The organism is Natronorubrum aibiense (genome assembly GCF_009392895.1).
Lineage (GTDB): Archaea > Halobacteriota > Halobacteria > Halobacteriales > Natrialbaceae > Natronorubrum > Natronorubrum aibiense.
In genome coordinates this window covers 241,859-261,695 of record NZ_CP045489.1, presented here as the reverse complement: position 1 = coordinate 261,695, position 19,837 = coordinate 241,859, and the positions used below count along the sequence as shown (strand labels likewise).

General features: G+C 55.1%; 18 protein-coding genes and 5 pseudogenes. 11 read left to right on the top strand and 12 right to left on the bottom strand.

What is annotated here, in order from left to right:
- Window positions 1-2: 2 nt before the first annotated feature.
- The 3 genes from GCU68_RS17800 to GCU68_RS21090 are packed head-to-tail and all read left to right on the top strand — an operon-like array spanning window position 3 to window position 3,203.
- Window positions 3-1,841 (top strand): IucA/IucC family protein, encoded by a 1,839-nt coding sequence (locus tag GCU68_RS17800; protein WP_152943935.1) that lies wholly within the window; start codon window positions 3-5, stop codon window positions 1,839-1,841.
- Window positions 1,842-1,844: 3 nt separating this feature from the next.
- Complete coding sequence (locus GCU68_RS17795; protein ID WP_152943934.1) at window positions 1,845-3,041, top strand: MFS transporter; 1,197 nt, start codon at window positions 1,845-1,847, stop codon at window positions 3,039-3,041.
- Window positions 3,042-3,053: 12 nt separating this feature from the next.
- The gene (locus GCU68_RS21090) at window positions 3,054-3,203 is read left to right on the top strand and encodes a hypothetical protein (RefSeq protein ID WP_161991521.1); all 150 of its coding nucleotides are present in this window, start codon (window positions 3,054-3,056) and stop codon (window positions 3,201-3,203) included.
- A 340-nt stretch (window positions 3,204-3,543) separates the two neighbouring features.
- On the opposite strand, the pseudogene GCU68_RS21775 reads toward GCU68_RS21090, so the two are convergent.
- The 3 genes and pseudogenes from GCU68_RS21775 to GCU68_RS17780 all read right to left on the bottom strand — a co-directional run.
- Window positions 3,544-3,773: pseudogene (locus tag GCU68_RS21775) on the bottom strand (transposase); the annotation flags it as partial.
- Between the two features lie 271 nt (window positions 3,774-4,044).
- Complete coding sequence (locus tag GCU68_RS17785) at window positions 4,045-4,797, bottom strand: IclR family transcriptional regulator (protein WP_152943933.1); 753 nt, start codon at window positions 4,795-4,797, stop codon at window positions 4,045-4,047.
- A gap of 334 nt (window positions 4,798-5,131) precedes the next feature.
- Complete coding sequence (locus GCU68_RS17780; RefSeq protein WP_152943932.1) at window positions 5,132-6,295, bottom strand: acyl-CoA dehydrogenase family protein; 1,164 nt, start codon at window positions 6,293-6,295, stop codon at window positions 5,132-5,134.
- A 193-nt stretch (window positions 6,296-6,488) separates the two neighbouring features.
- On the opposite strand from GCU68_RS17780, the gene GCU68_RS17775 reads away from it, so the two are divergent.
- The 4 genes from GCU68_RS17775 (at window position 6,489) to GCU68_RS17760 (ending at window position 12,605) form a co-directional block, all read left to right on the top strand.
- Window positions 6,489-7,526 (top strand): TAXI family TRAP transporter solute-binding subunit, encoded by a 1,038-nt coding sequence (locus GCU68_RS17775; RefSeq protein ID WP_152943931.1) that lies wholly within the window; start codon window positions 6,489-6,491, stop codon window positions 7,524-7,526.
- Between the two features lie 9 nt (window positions 7,527-7,535).
- On the top strand, window positions 7,536-9,623 hold the full coding sequence (locus GCU68_RS17770) for a TRAP transporter permease (RefSeq protein ID WP_152943930.1): 2,088 nt from the start codon (window positions 7,536-7,538) through the stop codon (window positions 9,621-9,623).
- A 145-nt stretch (window positions 9,624-9,768) separates the two neighbouring features.
- Entirely contained in the window at window positions 9,769-11,328 is a 1,560-nt protein-coding gene (locus GCU68_RS17765; RefSeq protein ID WP_152943929.1) for a long-chain-fatty-acid--CoA ligase, read from the top strand.
- 137 nt (window positions 11,329-11,465) lie between these two features.
- Window positions 11,466-12,605 carry an acyl-CoA dehydrogenase family protein gene (locus GCU68_RS17760; RefSeq protein ID WP_152943928.1) on the top strand — a complete coding sequence of 380 codons (1,140 nt, stop codon included), beginning with the start codon at window positions 11,466-11,468 and terminating at the stop codon, window positions 12,603-12,605.
- A 6-nt stretch (window positions 12,606-12,611) separates the two neighbouring features.
- Here GCU68_RS17760 and GCU68_RS17755 read toward each other — a convergent pair whose 3' ends face one another.
- The gene (locus tag GCU68_RS17755; RefSeq protein WP_152943927.1) at window positions 12,612-13,754 is read right to left on the bottom strand and encodes a thiolase family protein; all 1,143 of its coding nucleotides are present in this window, start codon (window positions 13,752-13,754) and stop codon (window positions 12,612-12,614) included.
- Window positions 13,755-13,910: 156 nt separating this feature from the next.
- On the opposite strand from GCU68_RS17755, the gene GCU68_RS17750 reads away from it, so the two are divergent.
- The 4 genes and pseudogenes from GCU68_RS17750 to GCU68_RS17740 form a co-directional block, all read left to right on the top strand.
- Window positions 13,911-14,801, top strand: a complete 891-nt coding sequence (locus GCU68_RS17750; protein ID WP_152943926.1) for a 3-hydroxyacyl-CoA dehydrogenase family protein — start codon at window positions 13,911-13,913, stop codon at window positions 14,799-14,801.
- Window positions 14,794-15,585: pseudogene (locus GCU68_RS17745) on the top strand (enoyl-CoA hydratase/isomerase family protein); the annotation flags it as partial. The gene GCU68_RS17750 and the pseudogene GCU68_RS17745, both read left to right, overlap by 8 nt.
- Window positions 15,586-15,652: 67 nt before the next feature.
- Window positions 15,653-15,766: pseudogene (locus GCU68_RS21770) on the top strand (IS630 family transposase); the annotation flags it as partial.
- Window positions 15,757-16,155: pseudogene (locus GCU68_RS17740) on the top strand (integrase core domain-containing protein); the annotation flags it as partial. The pseudogenes GCU68_RS21770 and GCU68_RS17740, both read left to right, overlap by 10 nt.
- A 129-nt stretch (window positions 16,156-16,284) precedes the next feature.
- Here the strand turns inward: GCU68_RS17740 and GCU68_RS17735 are convergent.
- From GCU68_RS17735 to GCU68_RS17700, 8 genes and pseudogenes are all read right to left on the bottom strand, one after another.
- Window positions 16,285-16,410 (bottom strand): annotated as a pseudogene (locus GCU68_RS17735) (PIN domain-containing protein); the annotation flags it as partial.
- A gap of 329 nt (window positions 16,411-16,739) precedes the next feature.
- Entirely contained in the window at window positions 16,740-17,048 is a 309-nt protein-coding gene (locus GCU68_RS17730; RefSeq protein WP_152943925.1) for a thioredoxin family protein, read from the bottom strand.
- Between the two features lie 170 nt (window positions 17,049-17,218).
- Window positions 17,219-17,572, bottom strand: coding sequence for an SHOCT domain-containing protein (locus GCU68_RS17725; RefSeq protein ID WP_152943924.1), 354 nt, complete (start codon window positions 17,570-17,572; stop codon window positions 17,219-17,221).
- A gap of 6 nt (window positions 17,573-17,578) precedes the next feature.
- Window positions 17,579-17,995 (bottom strand): DUF302 domain-containing protein, encoded by a 417-nt coding sequence (locus tag GCU68_RS17720; protein WP_152943923.1) that lies wholly within the window; start codon window positions 17,993-17,995, stop codon window positions 17,579-17,581.
- A 95-nt stretch (window positions 17,996-18,090) separates the two neighbouring features.
- On the bottom strand, window positions 18,091-18,441 hold the full coding sequence (locus GCU68_RS17715) for an SHOCT domain-containing protein (RefSeq protein WP_152943922.1): 351 nt from the start codon (window positions 18,439-18,441) through the stop codon (window positions 18,091-18,093).
- A 57-nt stretch (window positions 18,442-18,498) separates the two neighbouring features.
- Window positions 18,499-18,819, bottom strand: a complete 321-nt coding sequence (locus GCU68_RS17710; protein WP_152943921.1) for a hypothetical protein — start codon at window positions 18,817-18,819, stop codon at window positions 18,499-18,501.
- A gap of 229 nt (window positions 18,820-19,048) precedes the next feature.
- Window positions 19,049-19,126 carry a multicopper oxidase domain-containing protein gene (locus tag GCU68_RS17705; RefSeq protein ID WP_227015068.1) on the bottom strand — a complete coding sequence of 26 codons (78 nt, stop codon included), beginning with the start codon at window positions 19,124-19,126 and terminating at the stop codon, window positions 19,049-19,051.
- A 26-nt stretch (window positions 19,127-19,152) separates the two neighbouring features.
- Entirely contained in the window at window positions 19,153-19,746 is a 594-nt protein-coding gene (locus GCU68_RS17700) for a helix-turn-helix transcriptional regulator (RefSeq protein WP_152943920.1), read from the bottom strand.
- Window positions 19,747-19,837 lie beyond the last annotated feature (91 nt).

Sequence of the window (19,837 nt, the reverse complement as noted above, 5' to 3'; positions counted from 1 at the left end):
CAATGAATCCGAACAACACAACGCTACAGGACGCACTGGACAGCGAAACATGGGAAACGGTCGAACGCCGCCTTCTCACGAAGATGCTCGAGGAGTTCACATACGAGGAGATCATCACGCCACGAAAAGTCGATGTCGACGAGCGCGCTACCTACCGCTTCGACCTCGGTGGGACGTCGTACCGATTCGAAGCGACAGAGCGGCTGATGGATAGTCTCCACGTCTACGGCGACACTATCGAACGTCGTGACGGGGACGAGGACTGGACCGGACTCACGGATCCGCTCGGACTTCTTCGCGACCTCGGCAAAACCACTGATCTCGACGGACTGACCGAAGGGAACCTCGTCCGTGAGTACAAGCGAACGCTTCTCGCCGATGCTCACGTCGAGGCACGCAAGCAGGACCGCGACGACTTCGACCTGCTGGACCTCGAGTATGCCGAACTCGAAGGCGAAATGGAGGGTCACCCGTGGATCACGTACAACAAGGGCCGTCTCGGCTGGGGGTACGACGACTACCAGGCGTTCGCCCCCGAGCAAAAGAACCCGGTGACGCTCTCCTGGGTCGCTGTCCGCAAAGAGAAGGCCACCTTCGTCGCTACCGAAAGCATCGATCACGACTCGCTCGTCCAGCGCGAGCTTGGGTCCCGCTACGATGAATTCCGCGATCGACTAGCCGTACAGGGGCTCGATCCGGATGCTTACTACTTTCTGCCGGTTCACGACTGGCAGTGGGAGAACAGTATCGTCCCGTTGTTTCCCGATCACATCGCGGCGGACGAAATCGTTCCGCTTGGCGAGGGACCCGACGAGTACCTGCCACAGCAGTCAGTCCGAACCTTCGTCAATGTCGATGACAAGGAGAAACACCACGTGAAAGTGCCGATGCGGATCCTCAACACGCTGGTCTGGCGTGGGCTCCCCGGCGAGCGAACCGAACTCGCTCCGACCGTCACCGAGTATATCAAGGGAATCTATGCGCAGGACGAGTTCCTGCAAGATCGAGAACTCATCCTCCCAGGAGAGGTTGCAGGCATCAACTATGACCACTCAGAATTCACTGACATCGAGGGTTCGCCCTATCAGTACCACGAACTACTGGGCACTATTTGGCGAGAATCAATCTACACCTTCCTAGAGGACGACGAGGAGGCTATCACGCTCTCCTCGCTGATGCACGTCGACAGCGAGGGCGAGCCCTACATTTCGCAACTGGTCGCGGAGTCGGAGCTTACACTCGACGAGTGGCTCGCGGAATTCTTCGATACGGTTCTCCCACCGCTTTTGCACTTCCTCTATCGCTACGGCACGGTCTTCTCCCCCCACGGGCAGAATACGATCTTGGTCGTCGAAGACGGGATCCCCTCGCGTCTCGCGGTCAAGGACTTCGTCGACGACGTGAACGTGAGCGACCAGCCGCTTCCCGAACTTGACGCACTCGCAGACGAGATGCACGACGTGCTTCGAAAGGAGCCGCCGGAAGGACTCTGCCAGTTCATCTTCTGTGGACTGTTCGTCTGCGTTCTCCGGTACGTTGTTGATCTCCTCGAGGAACACGAGAACTATTCCGAAGAACGGTTTTGGACTCACGCACGTAAGACGATCCTCGACTACCAGTCGAAATTCCCTGAACTGGAAGAGCGATTCGAGCTCTTTGACCTGCTCCAGCCGGAGTTCACGAAGCTCAGCCTCAATCGAAACCGAATCTTCGACTATGGATACGATGACGCGCCCGGTCGACCCCATGCATCCGAGCACGGCACAGTGACGAATCCGCTCTACGAGGTCGTAGCCGATACGCCGGAGAGCGCGGCCGAGCCAAGCCCCGCTGACGACTAGACCATGCGTGGCGCGCTATCACGGCGATTCAGGGCAGCGTTCGTCGCCGACGAGGAGCCGCCGCTGTGGACGCGCGCCTTTCTGCTCGTTTGCGGGACACAGCTGCTCGCGTACAGCAGTTACGCTGCGATCCACCCGACGTTCGCGGTCTATCTGGAAACGATTACGCATAGCGAGTCGCTCATCGGCGTAGCCTTCGGCGCGTTCACGTTTGCAGCCGTGGTTGCACGGCCCGTTGCTGGATGGCTGCTCGACCGCGTCGGTCGACGTGGTGTCCAGGCAATAGCTGCCGTCGCACTTGCGGGTACGACTTTCTCGTTCACGTGGGCAACCGTAACCTGGGTCGCGATTGGCCTTCGGGTACTCCACGGGCTAGCCTGGGGTGTCAGCAGTACCGCGACACCGACGATTGCTGCCGACGTGGTACCATCCGTCCGTCAATCCGAAGGGTTCGCGTACTTCGGTATCGTGCCGAACATTGCGCTTATGATGCTGCCACCGGCCGGACTGTGGATAGCACACCGCTACGGGTTCGTGATGCAATTCGCTGGCGCAGCCCTGCTCGCGCTCCTCGTGTTGGGTCCGTTGGCTGCACTCGAGGAGACGACACCGGCGACACGCAGTGCTGGCGAGTTCTACGCGCCGGAGGCGCTCCCAGCCGCCGCTCTGGTTGCGCTCGGGAGCATTCCTGTTGGGGCGATTGACGCACTATTGCCGCTCTATGCTCCCACTGTTGGCCTCAATAATGCTGGCTTGTTCTTTACCGTCATGGGTGGGGCGATTCTCCTTACACGTGCGGTTCGTGGACGGCTCCCAGGCTCGATACCTGCATTGCTCTTGGTATCGTTCGTCTGTCAATCTGCCGGGCTGGCGCTTCTTGCGCTTGCTCCGCGTCTCCTAGTCATCAACCGACTTCCACTTGGCTTGCTGGCAGGGGCAGCAGTATTCGGGGTTGGGTTCGCACTCGTGTTCCCACTGCTACAGAGTGTTGCAGTCGCAGCGACGCCGGAGTCGAAAAACGGGAGTGCGACTGCGACAATCCTGATCGGGATGGATCTGGGAGTGGGTCTCGGCGCGATCGGGTTCGGTGTACTTGGTGATCTGGTCAGCTTCGCATCGATGTACACTGCCGCCGCGGTCGTTTCCCTCATCGGAGTGCTGGCGACCGTTGTGGTCAATCTAGAGGATTCAACGCATTGAGGTCATCGATAATTGCTGGCCGATCATACCGGCCTCGAGGCGCTGTTGCCAGTCGCTCAAGGCACGCTCGAGACCATCGTGGTAGCTGCCGGCCTTGTTGTCCGATTCGAGGAAGTTGTCGATAGCGTCTTCGAGGGCGCGTTCTCTGGGCGTAGCCGCTGAATTGTTCGGATCCAATTGTTCGGATATCTGTACAGTGTGGTGGTGCATATATCCACTGTACATTACTGCCCTAACGCACAGTGAACACAAAATCCGCTAATTCGGACTATTTCGACAGTCTCGAGCACTCGAGTGTACGATAACGCAATCTATAAACAATATAATGCTATACTAAAATCTGGGGCTTTGGGTAAGAGGCTATGGGATGGTTAGCGAGGCTGAAATACATGATCTCAGGCGAATTGGTAATCGTCTCCGACCCAGAAGATCATTTACAGCCCGTAATATAGTTGGATCCCTAACTACTGTAGACTTTATAGGTAACGTAGAATATTGTGTCACGAATATGTGATTGGTGAACGTGACCAAGCGGTGTCCGGTCTCGACGTGAGTCATACAAAAAATACGCACACATTCGTTAGCAGCCAGATCCTCGCGAAGACCGAGATACGTCTGGTGATTCCAGAACGCATTCGTGTGGATCTCGTATCCATCTCCTCGATCCAACGAGAACGCTGGATAGATGATGTGACTCACCAAATCCGTGATCTCAGCTGCGTTGTTCAGTACGATATAGTTAGGGGCTCACTATCTTTGATTATTTCTGATTATGGTCTGAGATCCCTTACTGGTGAATGACGGCATTTCACATTGTGAATTTTTACCCATGCGATTTGGCGTCTTATATACAATAGTATGAGTGTAAAAACATCAAACATCGTACAAACCGGTTACTCTTCCTCGAGAGAGCATCCACTATCAGCGACACCTTCTGTTTCATATAGCAAAATACGTCGTACGAACTGCCCGAGCAGTGCAGATCTCTCAGTATCTATTTCCACTATCCGTATGCGATGGTGACTTTAACTTCTCCGGCCTTGTCCCATAGTTGATCAACCAGGTCGTTTCGCATGTACTTGTCTTTGAACCGACTCGTCGGTCCGAATACTCCGAGTGCGCCAAGTAGTTCATCGTCGGGCGTGTAAACTGGGACGGAGACTCCACAGAGGCCGTCCATGTACTCCTCGTTGTTAACGGCGTATCCCTGATCGCGAATTTGATTTAGCTTTTCGTATAGCACATCGGGATCTGTAGTTGTGTTCGATGTGTATTCAGTAAGACCCTTCTCCGCGATGTAATGATCGACCTTGTCGTCGTCCCACTCTGCGAGAATGACTTTACCTGACGCCAATGAGTGAAGCGGTCGGCGCTTACCAATCATTGTCTCCGACAGACTGCCGTAGCGATGGAGATAGACACCATCGAGTTCTTCCTCAACAAAAAATAGCGCTCGCTCGTCGGTTTCCTTCCCGAGTTCGAACACTTTGCGTTTTGCAGCCGTGTATCCCGCCTCGCGGTTTCGAGTTTTTTCACCGATCTCGAGCAATCGTAGACCGATGTAGAAACCATCGTCCTGTTCAATCACGTACCCCATCTCGGAGAGGGTCTTCAAGTGCCGATAGACGGTACTCTTAGTCAGATCTGTTCGCTGTGTAATTTCAGTAATCGTGAGTCCCTCTTCTTCTTTGAGGACCTCAAGAATTGCGAACGTCTTCCGGGTCGTTGCGACCCCCATATCTCGATCTGTGTTCATAATCGAGTATTGGACAGATCCCTCATTAACTTTCCGGATAACGGAAATCTCATGTTACTATGCGGGATACGGGGAGATTAGAAGAGATGGGAACAGAATTGTTTCACTATGCGGTATGGCATGTCACAGAACTTTTTCGATGCGAGATAAACTGGCGCGAATAAAGTGGTTGTATAGATACACTGTTCTCATCTACTGTTCCATTTTTGTGACTGTGACCGCGCACGGCTGGATATCAGCACAGTCGTTCCGGATGTTGTGGACACTTTCTCTGTCAGCAACGGTGCTGTCGGGCTCGGTTGCTGAAAAACAGCTTTGAGAGCCAAATGCGTTGTTACTGATAGGCCTGGAGCCCGGTCAACGCTTCGCCAATAACCAGCGTGTGGATGTCGTGAGTCCCCTCGTACGTGTAGACCGTTTCCATGTTCGCCATGTGGCGCATTGGTGAGTAGTCGGTCGTAATCCCGTTCCCACCGAGCATTTCGCGAGCGATCCGTGACTGATTGCGGGCCATTCGGACGTTGTTACGTTTCGCCATCGAGACGTGCTGTGGCTGCATATCCCCACACTCTTTCAGCTCTGCCAGACGGTAGGCCAGCAATTGTGCGAGTGTAATCTGGGTCGCCATCTCTGCGAGCTTTTGTTGTTGGAGTTGGAACCGGCCGATCGGGCCACCAAACTGTTTGCGGTCTTTCGCATACTGGCGAGCTTCTTCAAAGGCGTCCCGTGCGGCACCAATGGCGCCCCACGCAATACCGTAGCGAGCCTGTGTAAGACAAGATAGTGGCCCTTTCATGCCGGAGACACCGGGGAGGACGTTTTTTTCGGGGATGTGGACATCGTTCAGCCCGATTTCGCCGGTAATCGACGCTCGGAGCGACAGTTTTTCCGTAATCTTGTTTGTCGAGACACCATCTCGATCCGTCTCAACGAGGAATCCCCGAACTGGATTTTCCTTGCTCGAGCGGTCACGTGCCCAGACGATCGCGACGTCCGCGATGGGGGAGTTCGTGATCCACGTCTTCGAGCCGTTCAGGACATAGCCGTCATCGTCACGTTCGGCGTAGGTCTCCATCCCTGATGGATTCGAGCCGTGTTCCGGCTCCGTGAGGCCGAAACAGCCGACTGCATCGCCTTGTCCGAGTTTCGGGAGCCACTCTTCTTTCTGTGCCTTCGAGCCATAGGCGTGGATCGGGTACATCACGAGCGCGCCCTGCACTGAGGCCATCGACCGCAGTCCTGAATCACCCGCCTCGAGCTCCTGCATCAATAGTCCGTAGGCCGTCTCTGAGACGTTCGGCGAGCCGTAGCCCTCGAGATTGGGTGCGTAAAAACCAAGCTCGCCCATCATTGGGATCAGTTCTTTAGGGAATGTTCCGTTCTCGAAATGCTCTCCGATGTCGGGTTTGACGTGTTCTTCAACGAATTCTCGGGCCGTATCCCGGATCATGCGCTCTTCTTGATCGAGGTCGTCCTCAAGTTGAACGAAATCCAACATACTTCAACGTGTGCTAACGGCGTAATAGGCATTGTGGTGCCTATTAGCAATTGGGGGTGAGATCGTCGCTGATTCAATCAGCGATGTATCGTTCATCGTTTACACAGCATGATTGGGTCCGTATCTCTGAATTAACCGCATGGAATTGGATGGAGCGGAAGTATTATAGGTGATACGTATGTATTGTCATCACATGGTGAACCAAAGGAATTTCACTAGAAGAGGAAAATCTCGTCGAGCATTTCTCACAGCAACTGGCATCGGTGCGACTACGGCACTCGCTGGTTGTCTCGGTAATGATGATAGCGCTGATGAAGGAACGGTGCGGATGCGGACGTCAGAATCGACGACGGCCGCCTACGCCGCAAACGAAGGCATCGCCGCGGTCATCAACGATTACTCGGATAATCTGTTCGTCGAAGCTCAGACGAGTTCTGGAACAGAGGCAAACATCGGCGCTCTCAACAACGAGGAAGCCGAAATGGTATACATCCAGAACTGGTCAGTCCAAGATGTCGTTTCCGGGGAAGGTGCCTTCGGCAATCTCGACTTTGAGATGGCTCAGATCTTCCATTTCTATGATCTGCCATGGTTCTTTTGTACTGCCAATGAGGAGATGAGCACTATTTCAGACATCGATGGCGATACCACTGTCTCACCGACGCCAGAAGGCTCGGGAACGGCACCGGCACTCGAGCGGGCGATTGGGTATGCAACTGATGACTATGAGCGGATCAGTATCGGGTACGGTGAACAGGCGAGTGCAATGAACGAAGGACGGCTCGATGTTGGCGTTGGAACGTACATGAACTTCGGTATCGTCCCTGGCTGGACTCAGGAGATGATGGGTACCATCGACTTTCGGGTGCTCGGTGCCGACAACGTCCTCAATGAGTGGGAAGACGACGACCGACTGCTGATTCAGTCGTTCGACGGGGATGAACTCGAGGACGCAGCATATACGCCAGACGAGGTTCACTGTCCGACGTTCGCGTACAACTTCGTCAGTCGGGCTGACCTCGATTATGACACTGTCTATAACTTCCTCGAAACGATGCATGAGAATCGCGCGGAACTGGAAGACTACAGCGCAGTCCTCGCACGGATGGAGGAAGAGGATTTCTGGGTCGAGAACATGTACGACGAAGTTCCGTTCCACGCCGCAGCTGCCGACTTCTACGAGGAGAAGGGCCTCTGGCACGACGACTTCGAGCGCCACGACGAACCCTAATTTCAGCTAATGTCTGCAAACTCGTCCACTACGGAAGGATCGTCTCTCAGCAGTAGACGTTTTACACCGCTGTCGGTGCTCAATGGTGCCGTTTCAGCTCTTGCCATCGTATTCACGCTGTATACGATCTACTATGCCTACTCCCTGATGTTCGTTAGACTCCGATACTCAAACATCTTCTTGGGACTTGGACTCGCCCTGTACTATCTCGATGTCGCTCGAAACCATTACGATGACTCTGATACCGACACGCCGGAACTGGACGGGGAACCTCGGTCATCCGTGGTTGATACTGGGTCGATAACGAAACTCAGCCGCATAAAATCTGCCTATGCGCGGATCGATCCACTGATCGCGATCCTCTTTGCAGGGGTTGCGCTCACGGCGACGGCATACGTTGAGTATCACTTTACGCGACTCGAGCAAGACGTCCATTTATTGGGTCATACTCAGATCGATCTCTATGTCGGGGTTGCACTGATTGTTCTGGTGATCGATGCAACCCGACGCGCGTTCGGGAACATAATCGCATCCGTTGCCGTTGGATCGATCATCTATGCACACTCATATATTGGTCCGAACCTTCCAGGTGTGTTCCGTCATACTGGGTTCGACTGGACGCGAATCTCCAGACAGGGTGCGATCGAATTAACTGGTGTCTACCATCAGACGCTGATGGGGATCGGCTCGACGTGGGTCGCAATTTTCATCATATTCGCCGGCATCGCGAAGGCCTATGGACTGATGGACTTCGTGTTGGAGGTCGGTCGTGAACTCGGTAAGGCGCTGCGGACCGGTGTTGTCCAGATCGCTGTGATCGCGAGCATGATCATGGGGTCGATCACCGGAAGTGCAGCAGCGAACACGGCGACAACGGGGAGTTTCACGATCCCCATGTTGAAAGACCAGGGTGTTGACGACGACTTCGCAGCTTCGATTGAGGCCGTTGCCTCCGCCGGGGGACAGATGCTGCCACCAGTGATGGGTGTCGCTGCGTTCCTCATGGCGGATCTCCTCGGTGTCAGCTATGTCAATATCATTCAAGCAGGAATCATTCCAGCCGCGCTGTTCTACTTCAGCGTCGGTATCGGACTTCACTTTGCTGTCCTGAAGTACGGATGGACTTCGCCGAATACAGGTTCGTTCGATTTCCGGATGCTACTCGGTGGTATCCACTTCGCAATCCCTCTCGGTGTTCTGCTCGTTACCCTAGTCTACCTCCGATATACCCCGCTCACTGCCGGGCTATACACGATCATCACGATCTTCGTTGTCGGCTCGCTGAAGGTAATTTACACTGGTGCTCGTGACTCCGAACTGGATGGTGAAACCATTGAGAAACTCGGCAAACAGGCTCTTTTGGGGCTTCGAACCGGCGGTCTCGAGATGGCACCTCTTGTGGGCGTACTGGCTGCGATGGGCGTCATCATCGAGATGGTAACGTTTACCGGCCTCTCTACACGAGTCAGCACGACCATTATTGGGATGGGTGGCGGGCAACTTCTTGTTGTGTTACTCCTGGCGATGATTGCGAGTATCATGTTCGGCCTTGGGATGCCGACACCAGCGGCGTACATTCTTGTCGTCGTGCTGGTTGCACCCGGTGTTATCGAGATGGGTGTTCCAGAGGTTACGACACACATGTTCGTGTTCTACTTTGCGATGCTGTCAGCGATCACGCCACCGGTCGCAATTTCAGTCGCCATTGGCTCACGAATCGCTGGCTCGAGTTTCATGGGATCGTGTGTACAGGCGCTTCGACTTGGTGCACCTGGGTTCGTGATTCCATTCGCGTTCGTCACGAACAACAGTCTCATCTACTGGTCACAAGCGACGTTGGTTGCGTTTCCTGCTGTCCTTGCAGGCACAGTGGGATTCATCGTTGCAACCATCGGCTTTGACGGCGCTCGAGATCTGTCGTATCCAATCCGCGGTATCTACGTCATTGCTGCGTTTGGTGCCATGTTCGGCTCGGTTGCTCATATTGGCGTTCAGATCGCTGCGTCGGTTGCGATCATCGGTGCGCTCGTTCATGCGCGAGTCATTGTTGGCTACGATATCGACGAGTCCAATATGGAGTCACCGACAACAGACTAACCTGATTTTCATTTTGGCTACTCGTGTACCGGTGTCAGTTATATTTTGAGTTTAGAAACCGAAAAAATTGAATCGAATATACATATCAAATTGAAATACAGTATAACAATCCTTTTGTGCCGCTCATACGACTCATAGACAAGGTATGACGAACCTCGTGACAGATGTCGCTGAGACTGTGGAAGCGAACCCGTATTCAGCTGCAATCTCCTACGATGGGAATGAACAGACCTATGAGGACTTCTGGGAGCGAGCCGGACAGTTTGCTCAAGCACTCGCAAGCTGTGGAATCGGCGAGGGAGACCGCGTCGGAATCTACTTGCCAAACCTGCCGCAGTTCGTTACAGCCTTCTACGGAACCCTGCGTGCTGGCGGAATCATTGTCCCCATGAATCCTCAGTACAAGGCTCGTGAGATCAGACACATGCTGGGTGACAGTGGGGCAAAAGCGGTCGTCTCTCTGGCCGACCTCGTTCCCAACGTCCTCGAGGTCCAAGACAACACGGATGTCGAACAGATCGTCAGCGTGGGCGCGGACGTCGACGGCGCGACGGCGTTCGACGACTTCCTCGCCGAGGAGACCAAAGAGACCGTCGACCGCGCGAACGACGACGTCGCGGTCCAGCCCTACACGTCAGGGACGACCGGCACGCCGAAGGGCGTGCTGTTGACCCACCACAACCTCGCCTTTACGACGCGGGCCAACGCGAGCGTCCCCCCGGGCGGCTTTCAGGTCTCCGACCGACTCATCGGCACACTCCCGCTGTTTCACATCTACGGCATGTCCGTCGTGATGAACGGTGCCATGTACAGCGGCGGCACCTATTATCCCGTTCCCAAGTGGGACTCATCGACCGTGATGGACCAACTCCAGGATGACGAAATTACGATTATGTTCGCCGTCCCCGCCATGTTCAATGACATGATTAATCACCCAGACGCCGCCGAGTATGAGTTCGAGGCGTTGCGTTTTGCCAACTCAGGCGGTTCAAGTCTTCCGTTCGAGGTCCTCGAACGGTTTGAGGAACTTTGGGGCGTCCAGCTCAACGAGGGCTATGGGCTGACCGAAACGAGTCCAGTCACGCACGCGAACACGAATGACGCTCGCCGAAAGGGGAGTATCGGTCAACCGCTCGAGGGCGTCGACGCGAAGATTGTCGACGATAATTTCGAGGAAGTCACCCGCGTCGAGAGAGGGCCAATCGTCGAAGAGGAAGCTGATCTTCAGGATATCACAGGCGAACTCGTCATCTGTGGTCCCAACGTTATGAAAGGCTACTACGGTCTACTTGAAGCTAACGAGGAGGCGTTTACCGAATCCGATGGCAAACGCTGGTTCCACACCGGCGACATTGGTTACTGGGATGAGAATAACTTCTTTTATATTGTCGATCGAGAAAAGCATATGATTATCACCGGCGGGTACAACGTCTATCCACACGAAGTAGAGGAACTCCTCTTCGAACATAAAGACGTTATCGACGCGGCTGTCGTCGGAGTTCCAGACGAGCGCCGCGGTGAGACTGTCAAGGCGTTCATTGTTCCCACGCCTAACGCTGACGCAACACCCGAGGATATCAAGCAGTACTGTCTAACTAACCTCGCAGAATACAAGCACCCTCGTCAGGTTGAGTTCGTCCAAGAACTACCGCGGACGACCACTGGAAAAGTCCAGAAGTTCGAACTCCGTAATGAAGAGGAGTAGTCATTCTTTCGGATCAGATCAGCCCCAGATGAAGATGCTGTGAGGGCAGCTTTTTAGCGACACCAGAACTCAAACCTATAGTTTGCAACTGTTGAGCGCACCGAAGCTATTTTGGTACCGGATCACAACCATTACGTATGGCATTCATGCTGTCTGAGGAGCATCAAGCAATTCGCGAAGCCGTGCGCGAATTCGGCGAAAACGAGATGTCTCCGGTTGCAGAAGAGCACGATCGAGAGCACAAGTATCCCGAAGAGATCCGGAAGAAAGCTGCCGAGTATGACTTCGTCGCACCGGCCATCCCTCTCGAGTACGGTGGGGCCGGGATGGACAAAATCTCGAGTACGATCGTTACCGAAGAACTCTGGCGAGCGGATCCCGGAATCGGGTCGGCCGTCGGCAGTGCCGGCTTTGGAACGAACATGATCATCGAGTTCGGTGACGAGTGGATGAAAGAAGAGTGGCTCCCCAAAGTCGCCAACGGGGAGACTGCCTCATGCTCCATGATATCCGAACCTGCACACGGGTCAAATGTCGCTGGCATCGAGACGGTAGCCGAGGAGGATGCCGACGGCTACGTCCTCAACGGAAACAAGATGTGGATCACCAATGGGACCGTCGCCGACGTCGGCGTCGCGATGGCCAAGACGAGTCCTGATGCGGGCCACAGGGGCATCACTGCCTTCCTCGTTGAGATGGACCGTGATGGCGTCACAACCGAGAAGATTGACAACAAACTCGGTATCCGTGCGTCCGACCTTGCTGAAGTTATCATCGACGACGTCCACGTTCCGAAAGAGAACGTTATCGGCGAAGTCGACCACGGATTCTATCAGCTTATGGAATTCTTCGCCTCCGGCCGCACCAGCGTTGCTTCGCAGGCCGTTGGTGCTGCTCAGGGTGCACTTGATGCCGCTATCGAGTACGCCAACGAGCGCGAGCAGTTCGACCAGAAAATCAAAGAGTTCCAAGCTATCGAGCACAAGCTTGCTGAGATGGCGACCAAGGTCGAGGCTGCCCGCTCGCTTACCTACCGTGCAGCGTCACAGGTCGAGAAGAACAATCAGGATGTCGCCGCGCAGTACTCGAGTATGGCGAAGCTGTTCGCCTCCGAAATTTCGGTCGAAGTCGCCGACGAAGGTGTTCAGGTCCATGGTGGTGCAGGCTACGTCACGGACTACCCTGCCGAGCGCTACTACCGAGACGCTCGTATTACGAAAATATATGAAGGCACCAGCGAAATTCAGAAGAACATTATCGCTGATCAGATCCTATAGACTAGGTTACTGTTCAGGCACTCGAAACTCGACGGCTGCACCTTGGCCGTAACCGACACACATCGTCGAGAGTCCGAGTCCACCACCCTGACGTCTGAGTTCGTGAATTAATGACACAGGCAGGCGGGCCCCTGACGCACCAAGCGGATGGCCGATGGCGATCGCGCCACCGTTGACGTTGAACACGTCGTCATCGAAACCGAGTTCGTCCTGACAGTACAGTGTCTGGCTGGCGAACGCTTCGTTGAGTTCGACCAAATCGTACTCCTCGGCGCTCCGGCCGTTCCGTTCCCAGATCCCTCTCACGGCAGGGATTGGTCCAATTCCCATAATCGTTGGATCGACACCTGCGACGTTGTGATCGTTGATCTCAGCCATGATCTCGAGGTCCTCGACCTCGGCGAATTCTTTGCTCGTGATCACAACACCAGCAGCACCGTCAGAGATCTGGGAAGCGTTGGCGGCAGTGACGGTGCCGTCCTCCGCAAACACTGGTGGAAGGTCCGAAATTTTTTCTTTTGTGGTGCCGGGACGAAGGCCCTCGTCTTCCTGAACGAGGCCGTCTTCGGTCTCGATCGGGATCATCTCGTTGTCAAACGTACCGTCTTCCGCTGCTTCGACCGCGCGCTGTTGACTTCGAGCACCGTATGCGTCCTGACGCTCGCGAGATATGTCGTACTTGCGGGCAACCTTTTCAGCGGTCTGTCCCATTGCGAGGCCGGCCGTGTCGTATTGTTCGCGGATGCCAGCGTAGGAGTCGATTCCGTTTCGACGTTCGTTTCGAGACATGTTCTCGACGCCCCCGGCGATGATGACCTCACGCTGGCCTGCGCGTATCGCGTCGCTGGCACTCATAATCGCCTCTGCAGAGGACGCACAGAGTCGGTCGATCGTTGTTCCCGGGACCCGTTCACCCAAATCAGAGAGCAGCGCAATGATGCGGGCAATGTTGTTGCTCTGTTCGTTCACTTGCTTTGCACAACCCCAGCGAATATCATCGACGTCGTCGCCTGTGAGCCCTGTTTCCGCGAGCATCTCATTTACTAGCGGTACTGAAAGTTCCTCGCTTCCCGTCTCAGCGAAGATGCCGCCGTGTTTGCCTTGTGGAGTTCTGACTGCCGAAACAATTACTGGCTGTTGATCGCTCATTGTGAGTCTCTCTCTCACTTGTGGATATAGTAGTTCCGTCTATATCTGGTAGCGAAGGCGAATACCATCGCTTCCATGTAGTTCATCAGCTTTGAACACGTGTGTTCGGTCTAAGGAAGGGGAACGCTTTTGATCGCGACTTGAGTTCGTTTACGCATGCAAATTGCAGTGCTCGGAGCTGGCAGTATGGGTCACGGGATTGCACAGGTGTCCGCAATGGCGGGCCACAACGTCGTGCTGCGAGACATTGAAGCCGAGTTTGTCGAAGATGGCCTCGAGGGAATCCGCGACAATCTTCAGGGTGGCGTCAATCGGGACAAGGTCACCGAAGAAGAGATGGACGCGACGCTCGAGAGCATTAAGGGGACGACGGATCTCGAGGCGGCTGTCGAAGGTGCTGACCTCGTCGTCGAGGCCGTCCCGGAGGATATGGATCTAAAGAAAGATGTCTTTGTAGATGTGGAGGAGGCTACTGATACCGACACGCTCATGGCCTCGAACACATCTTCGCTGTCCGTGACCGAGATGGCGAGCGTCCTTGAGCATCCTGAGCGCGTTGTCGGACTCCATTTTTTTAATCCACCCCACATTATGGACCTCGTCGAGATCATCGTCGCTGAACAGACCGACGAGCGCACTGAGCAGATTGCCATCGACTACGTTCAGGGCATGGATAAGGTGGATGTCGTCGTCCGCGACACAGCCGGCTTTGCGACCTCGCGTCTCGGCCTCGTGACTGGACTCGAGGCGATTCGAATGGTTGAGGAGGGAGTTGCAAGCCCAGCAGACATCGATGAAGCAATGAAACTTGGGTATGGGTATCCAATGGGGCCGATCGAACTCGGTGACCATGTCGGACTTGACGTCCGCCTACACATCGCAGAACACCTTCGAAGGGAACTCGGCGAGCGATTTAAACCACCTCAGTCACTGCGACGGAAGGTCCGGGCTGGCAATCTCGGGAAGAAGACCGGTGAGGGTTATTATATCTGGGAGGACGGAAAACGTGTCGGCACGAGTGGCAACTGGGGTGGTCCTGATGAGTGAACTCGAAGACCAGTACGATATGCTCTCTGTCGAGATTGGCGAGCACGCTGATGGGGTCGCGACAGTCGAAATTGAGCGTCCGGATGCTCGAAATGCACTCAATAATTAGGTTCGAACGGAACTGAAAGATACCGTGAAAGCCGCGGAAGAGGATGACGATATTCGAGTGCTTGTGCTCACTGGTGGCAGGGGATCCGGTTCATTTGTCGCAGGAGCAGATATCACTGAATTCAAGGATCGGGATCTTGTCAAACAACGTGCGGCCAGCGAGCGGCCGCGGATCTATGAAACTGTCGACGATGCAACAATCCCAGTCATCGCCTGGATTAACGGCCATGCACTCGGTGGTGGCTGTGAACTCACACAAGCCTGTGATGTCCGGATCGCTGAGACCGGAGTGAAACTCGGACAGCCGGAAATCAACCTCGGGTTGATCCCCGGTGGTGGTGGCACCCAGCGACTCGTACACCTCGTCGGAGAAGGTCAGGCCATGCGACTTATTCTTTCCGGGGAGTTGATCGGTGCTGAGGAAGCCAGACAGATTGGACTAGTTGATGTGGTATACGACACGGACGCCATCTATAATCTTGCAAGTTCAATGGCTGAGAAGAGTCCAATTACACTTGAGTTCGCCAAGAAAGCGATCAAAGCGAGTTCTCGGATGGGAGTTGAAGAAGGACTTGAATATGTGTCTGAACTGTTCATCCAATTGTTCGCAACTGAGGACAAGAGAGAAGGTATTGAAGCCCTCCTCCAGGGTCGAGATCCAGAGTTCACAGGGAAATGCATCTTCCTCACATTTGCGAACTTCATTCATATTACGGAAAAATACAGCAGCTTAGAAAGCGGTAGTGGGACGCCTTGACGAGATTTCGGTTGAGGAGTTGTAAACACCTCTCGACAACATGGAGAGAAAGAAGCTGACACAACGGCTCCCATCCGCGATTGCGTACAAAAATGGTCTTGGGTGTATGCCGCAATAGACATCGAGTCAAAGCTGATCCTCGATGTCGCGTTGTTCGGTCGGCACGGTACCGATTCGGCGGCTGCATTTCTGCATGAACTTCGTGAGAAACACGATCTCTCGGACGCTGAGTTTCTCGTTGATCAATTCGGCTATCGGACTGCTCTTGCTCGATTAGGATTGAACGGTCAAGTGAACTACACCGACCGAAACCTCATCGAAAAGTGGTTTCATACCCTCAAAATGCGAGTTGACCGTTTTCATAACTCATGGGTTGGCAGTCGGGCGAGCGCACGCGAGTGAATTGAACAGTTCGTACATTACTACAACTATCAGAGACCGCACCAATCGCTCGACAGACGAACGCCAGCCGACGAGGTGCTGAACTAGACAGTGCCAACTTCACGCATACATCGTATGCCTATACTGACCAATTTGGGGCGCTGTATAGTGGCGATTCAGTGATTCAGTCATCTTTGCGTGTGTACGCGCGTGGAACTGAGAGACGGGTCCGCAGAGTTAGAGCGTGTCAAACGAGTTGATCACGTCACCCGTCGAGTACGTATCGACCAGGTCCTGTTTGTCGAAGTCAGAATCGTCGCTCCAAATGGCGGCATCGCTGGCGATCGCACACGCGAGGTACATAGTCGTACGTGCCCGGTTCCTCGAACGTGTATTCAAACCCTCTCGACGAGATGACGCCACTATCGAATGCATTGGCGTCGGATGGAATCCGGTTCTCGTAGGCCGTCGCCGAGTGTGCTCCGGCAGCTATCTCGAAGCGAACGGTCGTGCCGGGTTCGACGTGGAACCCGATCGGGTCGAAGTAGTTGTTGCCCATCTTCACGACGGGCGTCTCCTGTGCGCTCGCTGGCTGAGAGAGGCCTGTGCTGGCGACTGCGCCGGTACCGAGCACTCCCAGGAACTGACGTCGACTATAGTTCGTCATATGAGTTGAATCGGTCGCTGGTTCGTTATCCACGCACGACATCGACGAGGCGCTGGGCGAATCCAGATGACTGCTGGGTCGCGCTCTCGATAGCTGACTCGAGGTCGTTCCGGTCGACGATGCCAATGAATTCAGCGGTCTGTTCACCGTTCGCGTAGACGAATGTCGTCGGCGTCTTCCGGACGCCGTACTTTTCGGCCGTTTCCAGATCTTTCTGGATGTCGACCTCTCGAAACTCGCCGTCGGGGTATTCGTCCTCGATGCCCTCGTTTTTCTCCCGTTGTGTTGCGCATGCTCCGCACGTCTCTTGAGTGAAGAGGATGACTTCGGTCACATAGTATACTATTGTGTTGGGACTTAATCACATTACTATTCAGAATCGTAAGCTGAGAGGCCTCCATCTCTTCGATTTGAAGGTGCGCTCACACAGTGGCGATCAGGAGTAGCATCACGAATTCGATCACACAGGCGTGGGAATACGCACCTTGGTGCGTACTCGTTGGCTCACTCCGACCGTTCGAGTCTCTCGCGGCGGGATTCAAACTCTTCGTCAGTGAGGTCCCCACGAGCGTATGCCGTGCGGAGTTCCTCCATCGCGGGATTTCGAGACGTCTGCGTTTCGCTCATGCGCCGGAAGACGAGGTAGCCACCGCCGAGGAGGATAAGGAGGAAGATGAGCGGGACGAGCATCCCGACGAGCGGCCACCATCCACCAGTACCGCCATACTGACCCATCATCCCACCGTACCCCATCATCCCGCCGAATCCCATCCCCATTGTGAGCAACGGGAGCAAGATGATCGCTCCGAGTATCAGGAGAACGATTGTCGTGGTGTCGAGTTGGTTCGATGAAGCCATCGAAGATCAGGCCTCCAACGTGGATCCTAGTTCGTCGGTGACGGCCGAGAGAACACGCTCGAAACGCTCGTTGACCTCGGTCGCAATGGAGTCAAGCGCATCGTTGTCCGCGATACCGACCAATTGCTTTGGATCAACGGCACTCACAACGATATCGCCGTCATCGGTTTCGTAGACGATGACGTTACACGGGAGGAGTGCGCCGAGTTCGATTTCTTCGGTCAGTCCCTCGTATGCCATCGGGGGATTGCATGCACCGAGAATGCGATACTGGCGGAATTCTTCGTCGAGTTTCTCTTTGAGTGTCGCTTGGATGTCGATGTCACAGAGGATGCCGAACCCTTCGTCTTTGAGCGCAGCAACCGTTGTGTCGACGATGTCGTCGAAATCGCCAGTGACTGAAGTCTGTATTGTGTATTCCATGTAATATTATACCCCGTCCACGGGGTTAACGGTTGGGTGCCGCAACGGCGGGCGTTGGGAGTGTGATGTATCGGCTGGAACAGCAACTGTTCCAGTCATCCGGTACGTTCGAGCTGTTTTCGCCGTCGATCGAATTCGTCGTCCGAGAGCTCACCGCGGGCGTAACGCTCGCGGAGAACCGACAGCGACTGCTCTTCGTTCCCACCGGATCCTCGGTTGAGGAGCGCGTAGACGATGTAGAGGGGGACGGCGATGAGGGCCCCCATCCAGAGGAGTCCCCAGAGCCCCATCGTTCCGCCGAAGAGGCCCCAGCCGCCCATCATACCGCCGCCGTAGCTCCCACTACCGTGGGCAGCAGCCGTTCCAGTCGCCGCGACCAGCAGCGGGACGGAGAGTATCGCGAGTCGACGAGCAGTGCGTGCGATGTGAGTGGTGAGTTGCGTCATTATCTTGAGCTGGTGAATCGCGGTGTTCAGTTGGAGCGATCGAAACGGTCAGGGCCGTCAGCAGTGGCCCTGCCCGTACATCCCACCGGGGTACTCGTCGTCAGCCCCGCCGTGGTATTCCTCGTCAGCCGTGTCCTGGGCCATCTCGTCGACGGTCACACCCATGTGCGACTCCATCCACTCGACGCTACCAGGGCCCATGTGTTCGGTCATCTGTGCCTCCATCCAAGTGGCCCATTCATCTGCGGTGGCATTGTCCGTGGGCGCGTCGTCTGCGGTCGTTTCGTTGCCGTGTGCGCTGACCACGGGGGCAGCGAACGCGAGTCCGACGATCGCGAGCGCCACGAGCAGCCAGCGGCCGAGTTTGAAGTTGGTCATTGTCTTTCTCCTCGGTTACTCGTAGGACTGCTCGGGAGTTATCGACGTGGGTGTGAATTCGCGCAGGAGAACGTTCTAGAACGTATATAGGGCGCTCTAACCGTTTTTCAGGAATGGAATCGTTCATCCGGCTCGAATTCGCCGGATTGGCACTCTCCCCTTCTCCCAGACAGGACCACGACCACACGAACGGCAGTGTGAACGATCTGAAACCGGGTCTTCAACCGAGTCACTCGACGTATCTCACGACACGCGCCATCCCTGCATCGAGATGGTACAGGTTGTGACAGTGGAACAACTTTAGCACGGGTCTGGACTCGTGGGAACAGTCCACTAGTTCGCCTGTTTCCGTTGTAAGTCGTCGCTCGGATAGATGCGATATGTCCGCCCCTGGCGCTCGCGGTACAGCAGCCCGCGCTTCTCGAGAGCGCTCACCGTCTGACTTACTTTGCTCTTCGAGAAGTTCGACCGATCCCTGAGTTCGACCTGTGTGATCCCGGGCGAGGAGATGACCGGTTCGAGGATCCGTCGCTCATCATCCGGCAAGAGGTCTAACACGCGAGCCTGTGGCTGAGACTCCGGATTGATGGCACCATTCGATTGGATAGCTACCTCTGGCGATTCGTCTTCCTCAGGATCGGTCGGATTCGCCATTTCATCCTGTGAGCGGTCGTTTACGTCTATGCTGGTGACCTCATCCCGAATCACGAGATACCCCCCACCGATGACAGCCGAGACGAGGAAGGTTCCGAGGATGTACCAGAGTGGATTTGTTCCGTGAACGGACCCCATCGACGTGCCCATCATCGATCCCATCTGGTCGAAGGCTTGCTGTTGCTGATATGCTTGCCAGCTGAGCACACCGCCGACGACGAGGACGGCGGCGACCAAGCCACTGACTACTGTATCGGCTCGCCGTCGATTCATTTCCCCCACCTCGATCCGCTGAGATACCTACTCATGCATAAGAGTTCGCGAGACATTACTGTACAAGTTTTGATTGGCCAACGCAATACCC

Bases quoted from the DNA above. Each gene is read 5' to 3' on its own strand.
- GCU68_RS17770 (WP_152943930.1), top strand. From the start codon at position 7,536: ATGTCTGCAAACTCGTCCACTACGGAAGGATCGTCTCTCAGCAGTAGA.
- GCU68_RS17800 (WP_152943935.1), top strand. From the start codon at position 3: ATGAATCCGAACAACACAACGCTACAGGACGCACTGGACAGCGAAACA.
- GCU68_RS17775 (WP_152943931.1), top strand. From the start codon at position 6,489: ATGGTGAACCAAAGGAATTTCACTAGAAGAGGAAAATCTCGTCGAGCA.
- GCU68_RS17720 (WP_152943923.1), bottom strand. From the start codon at position 17,995: ATGGAATACACAATACAGACTTCAGTCACTGGCGATTTCGACGACATC.
- GCU68_RS17755 (WP_152943927.1), bottom strand. From the start codon at position 13,754: ATGAGCGATCAACAGCCAGTAATTGTTTCGGCAGTCAGAACTCCACAA.
- GCU68_RS17785 (WP_152943933.1), bottom strand. From the start codon at position 4,797: ATGAACACAGATCGAGATATGGGGGTCGCAACGACCCGGAAGACGTTC.
- GCU68_RS17710 (WP_152943921.1), bottom strand. From the start codon at position 18,819: ATGACCAACTTCAAACTCGGCCGCTGGCTGCTCGTGGCGCTCGCGATC.
- GCU68_RS17700 (WP_152943920.1), bottom strand. From the start codon at position 19,746: ATGAATCGACGGCGAGCCGATACAGTAGTCAGTGGCTTGGTCGCCGCC.
- GCU68_RS17760 (WP_152943928.1), top strand. From the start codon at position 11,466: ATGGCATTCATGCTGTCTGAGGAGCATCAAGCAATTCGCGAAGCCGTG.
- GCU68_RS17750 (WP_152943926.1), top strand. From the start codon at position 13,911: ATGCAAATTGCAGTGCTCGGAGCTGGCAGTATGGGTCACGGGATTGCA.
- GCU68_RS17780 (WP_152943932.1), bottom strand. From the start codon at position 6,295: ATGTTGGATTTCGTTCAACTTGAGGACGACCTCGATCAAGAAGAGCGC.
- GCU68_RS17765 (WP_152943929.1), top strand. From the start codon at position 9,769: ATGACGAACCTCGTGACAGATGTCGCTGAGACTGTGGAAGCGAACCCG.
- GCU68_RS17725 (WP_152943924.1), bottom strand. From the start codon at position 17,572: ATGGCTTCATCGAACCAACTCGACACCACGACAATCGTTCTCCTGATA.
- GCU68_RS17795 (WP_152943934.1), top strand. From the start codon at position 1,845: ATGCGTGGCGCGCTATCACGGCGATTCAGGGCAGCGTTCGTCGCCGAC.
- GCU68_RS17715 (WP_152943922.1), bottom strand. From the start codon at position 18,441: ATGACGCAACTCACCACTCACATCGCACGCACTGCTCGTCGACTCGCG.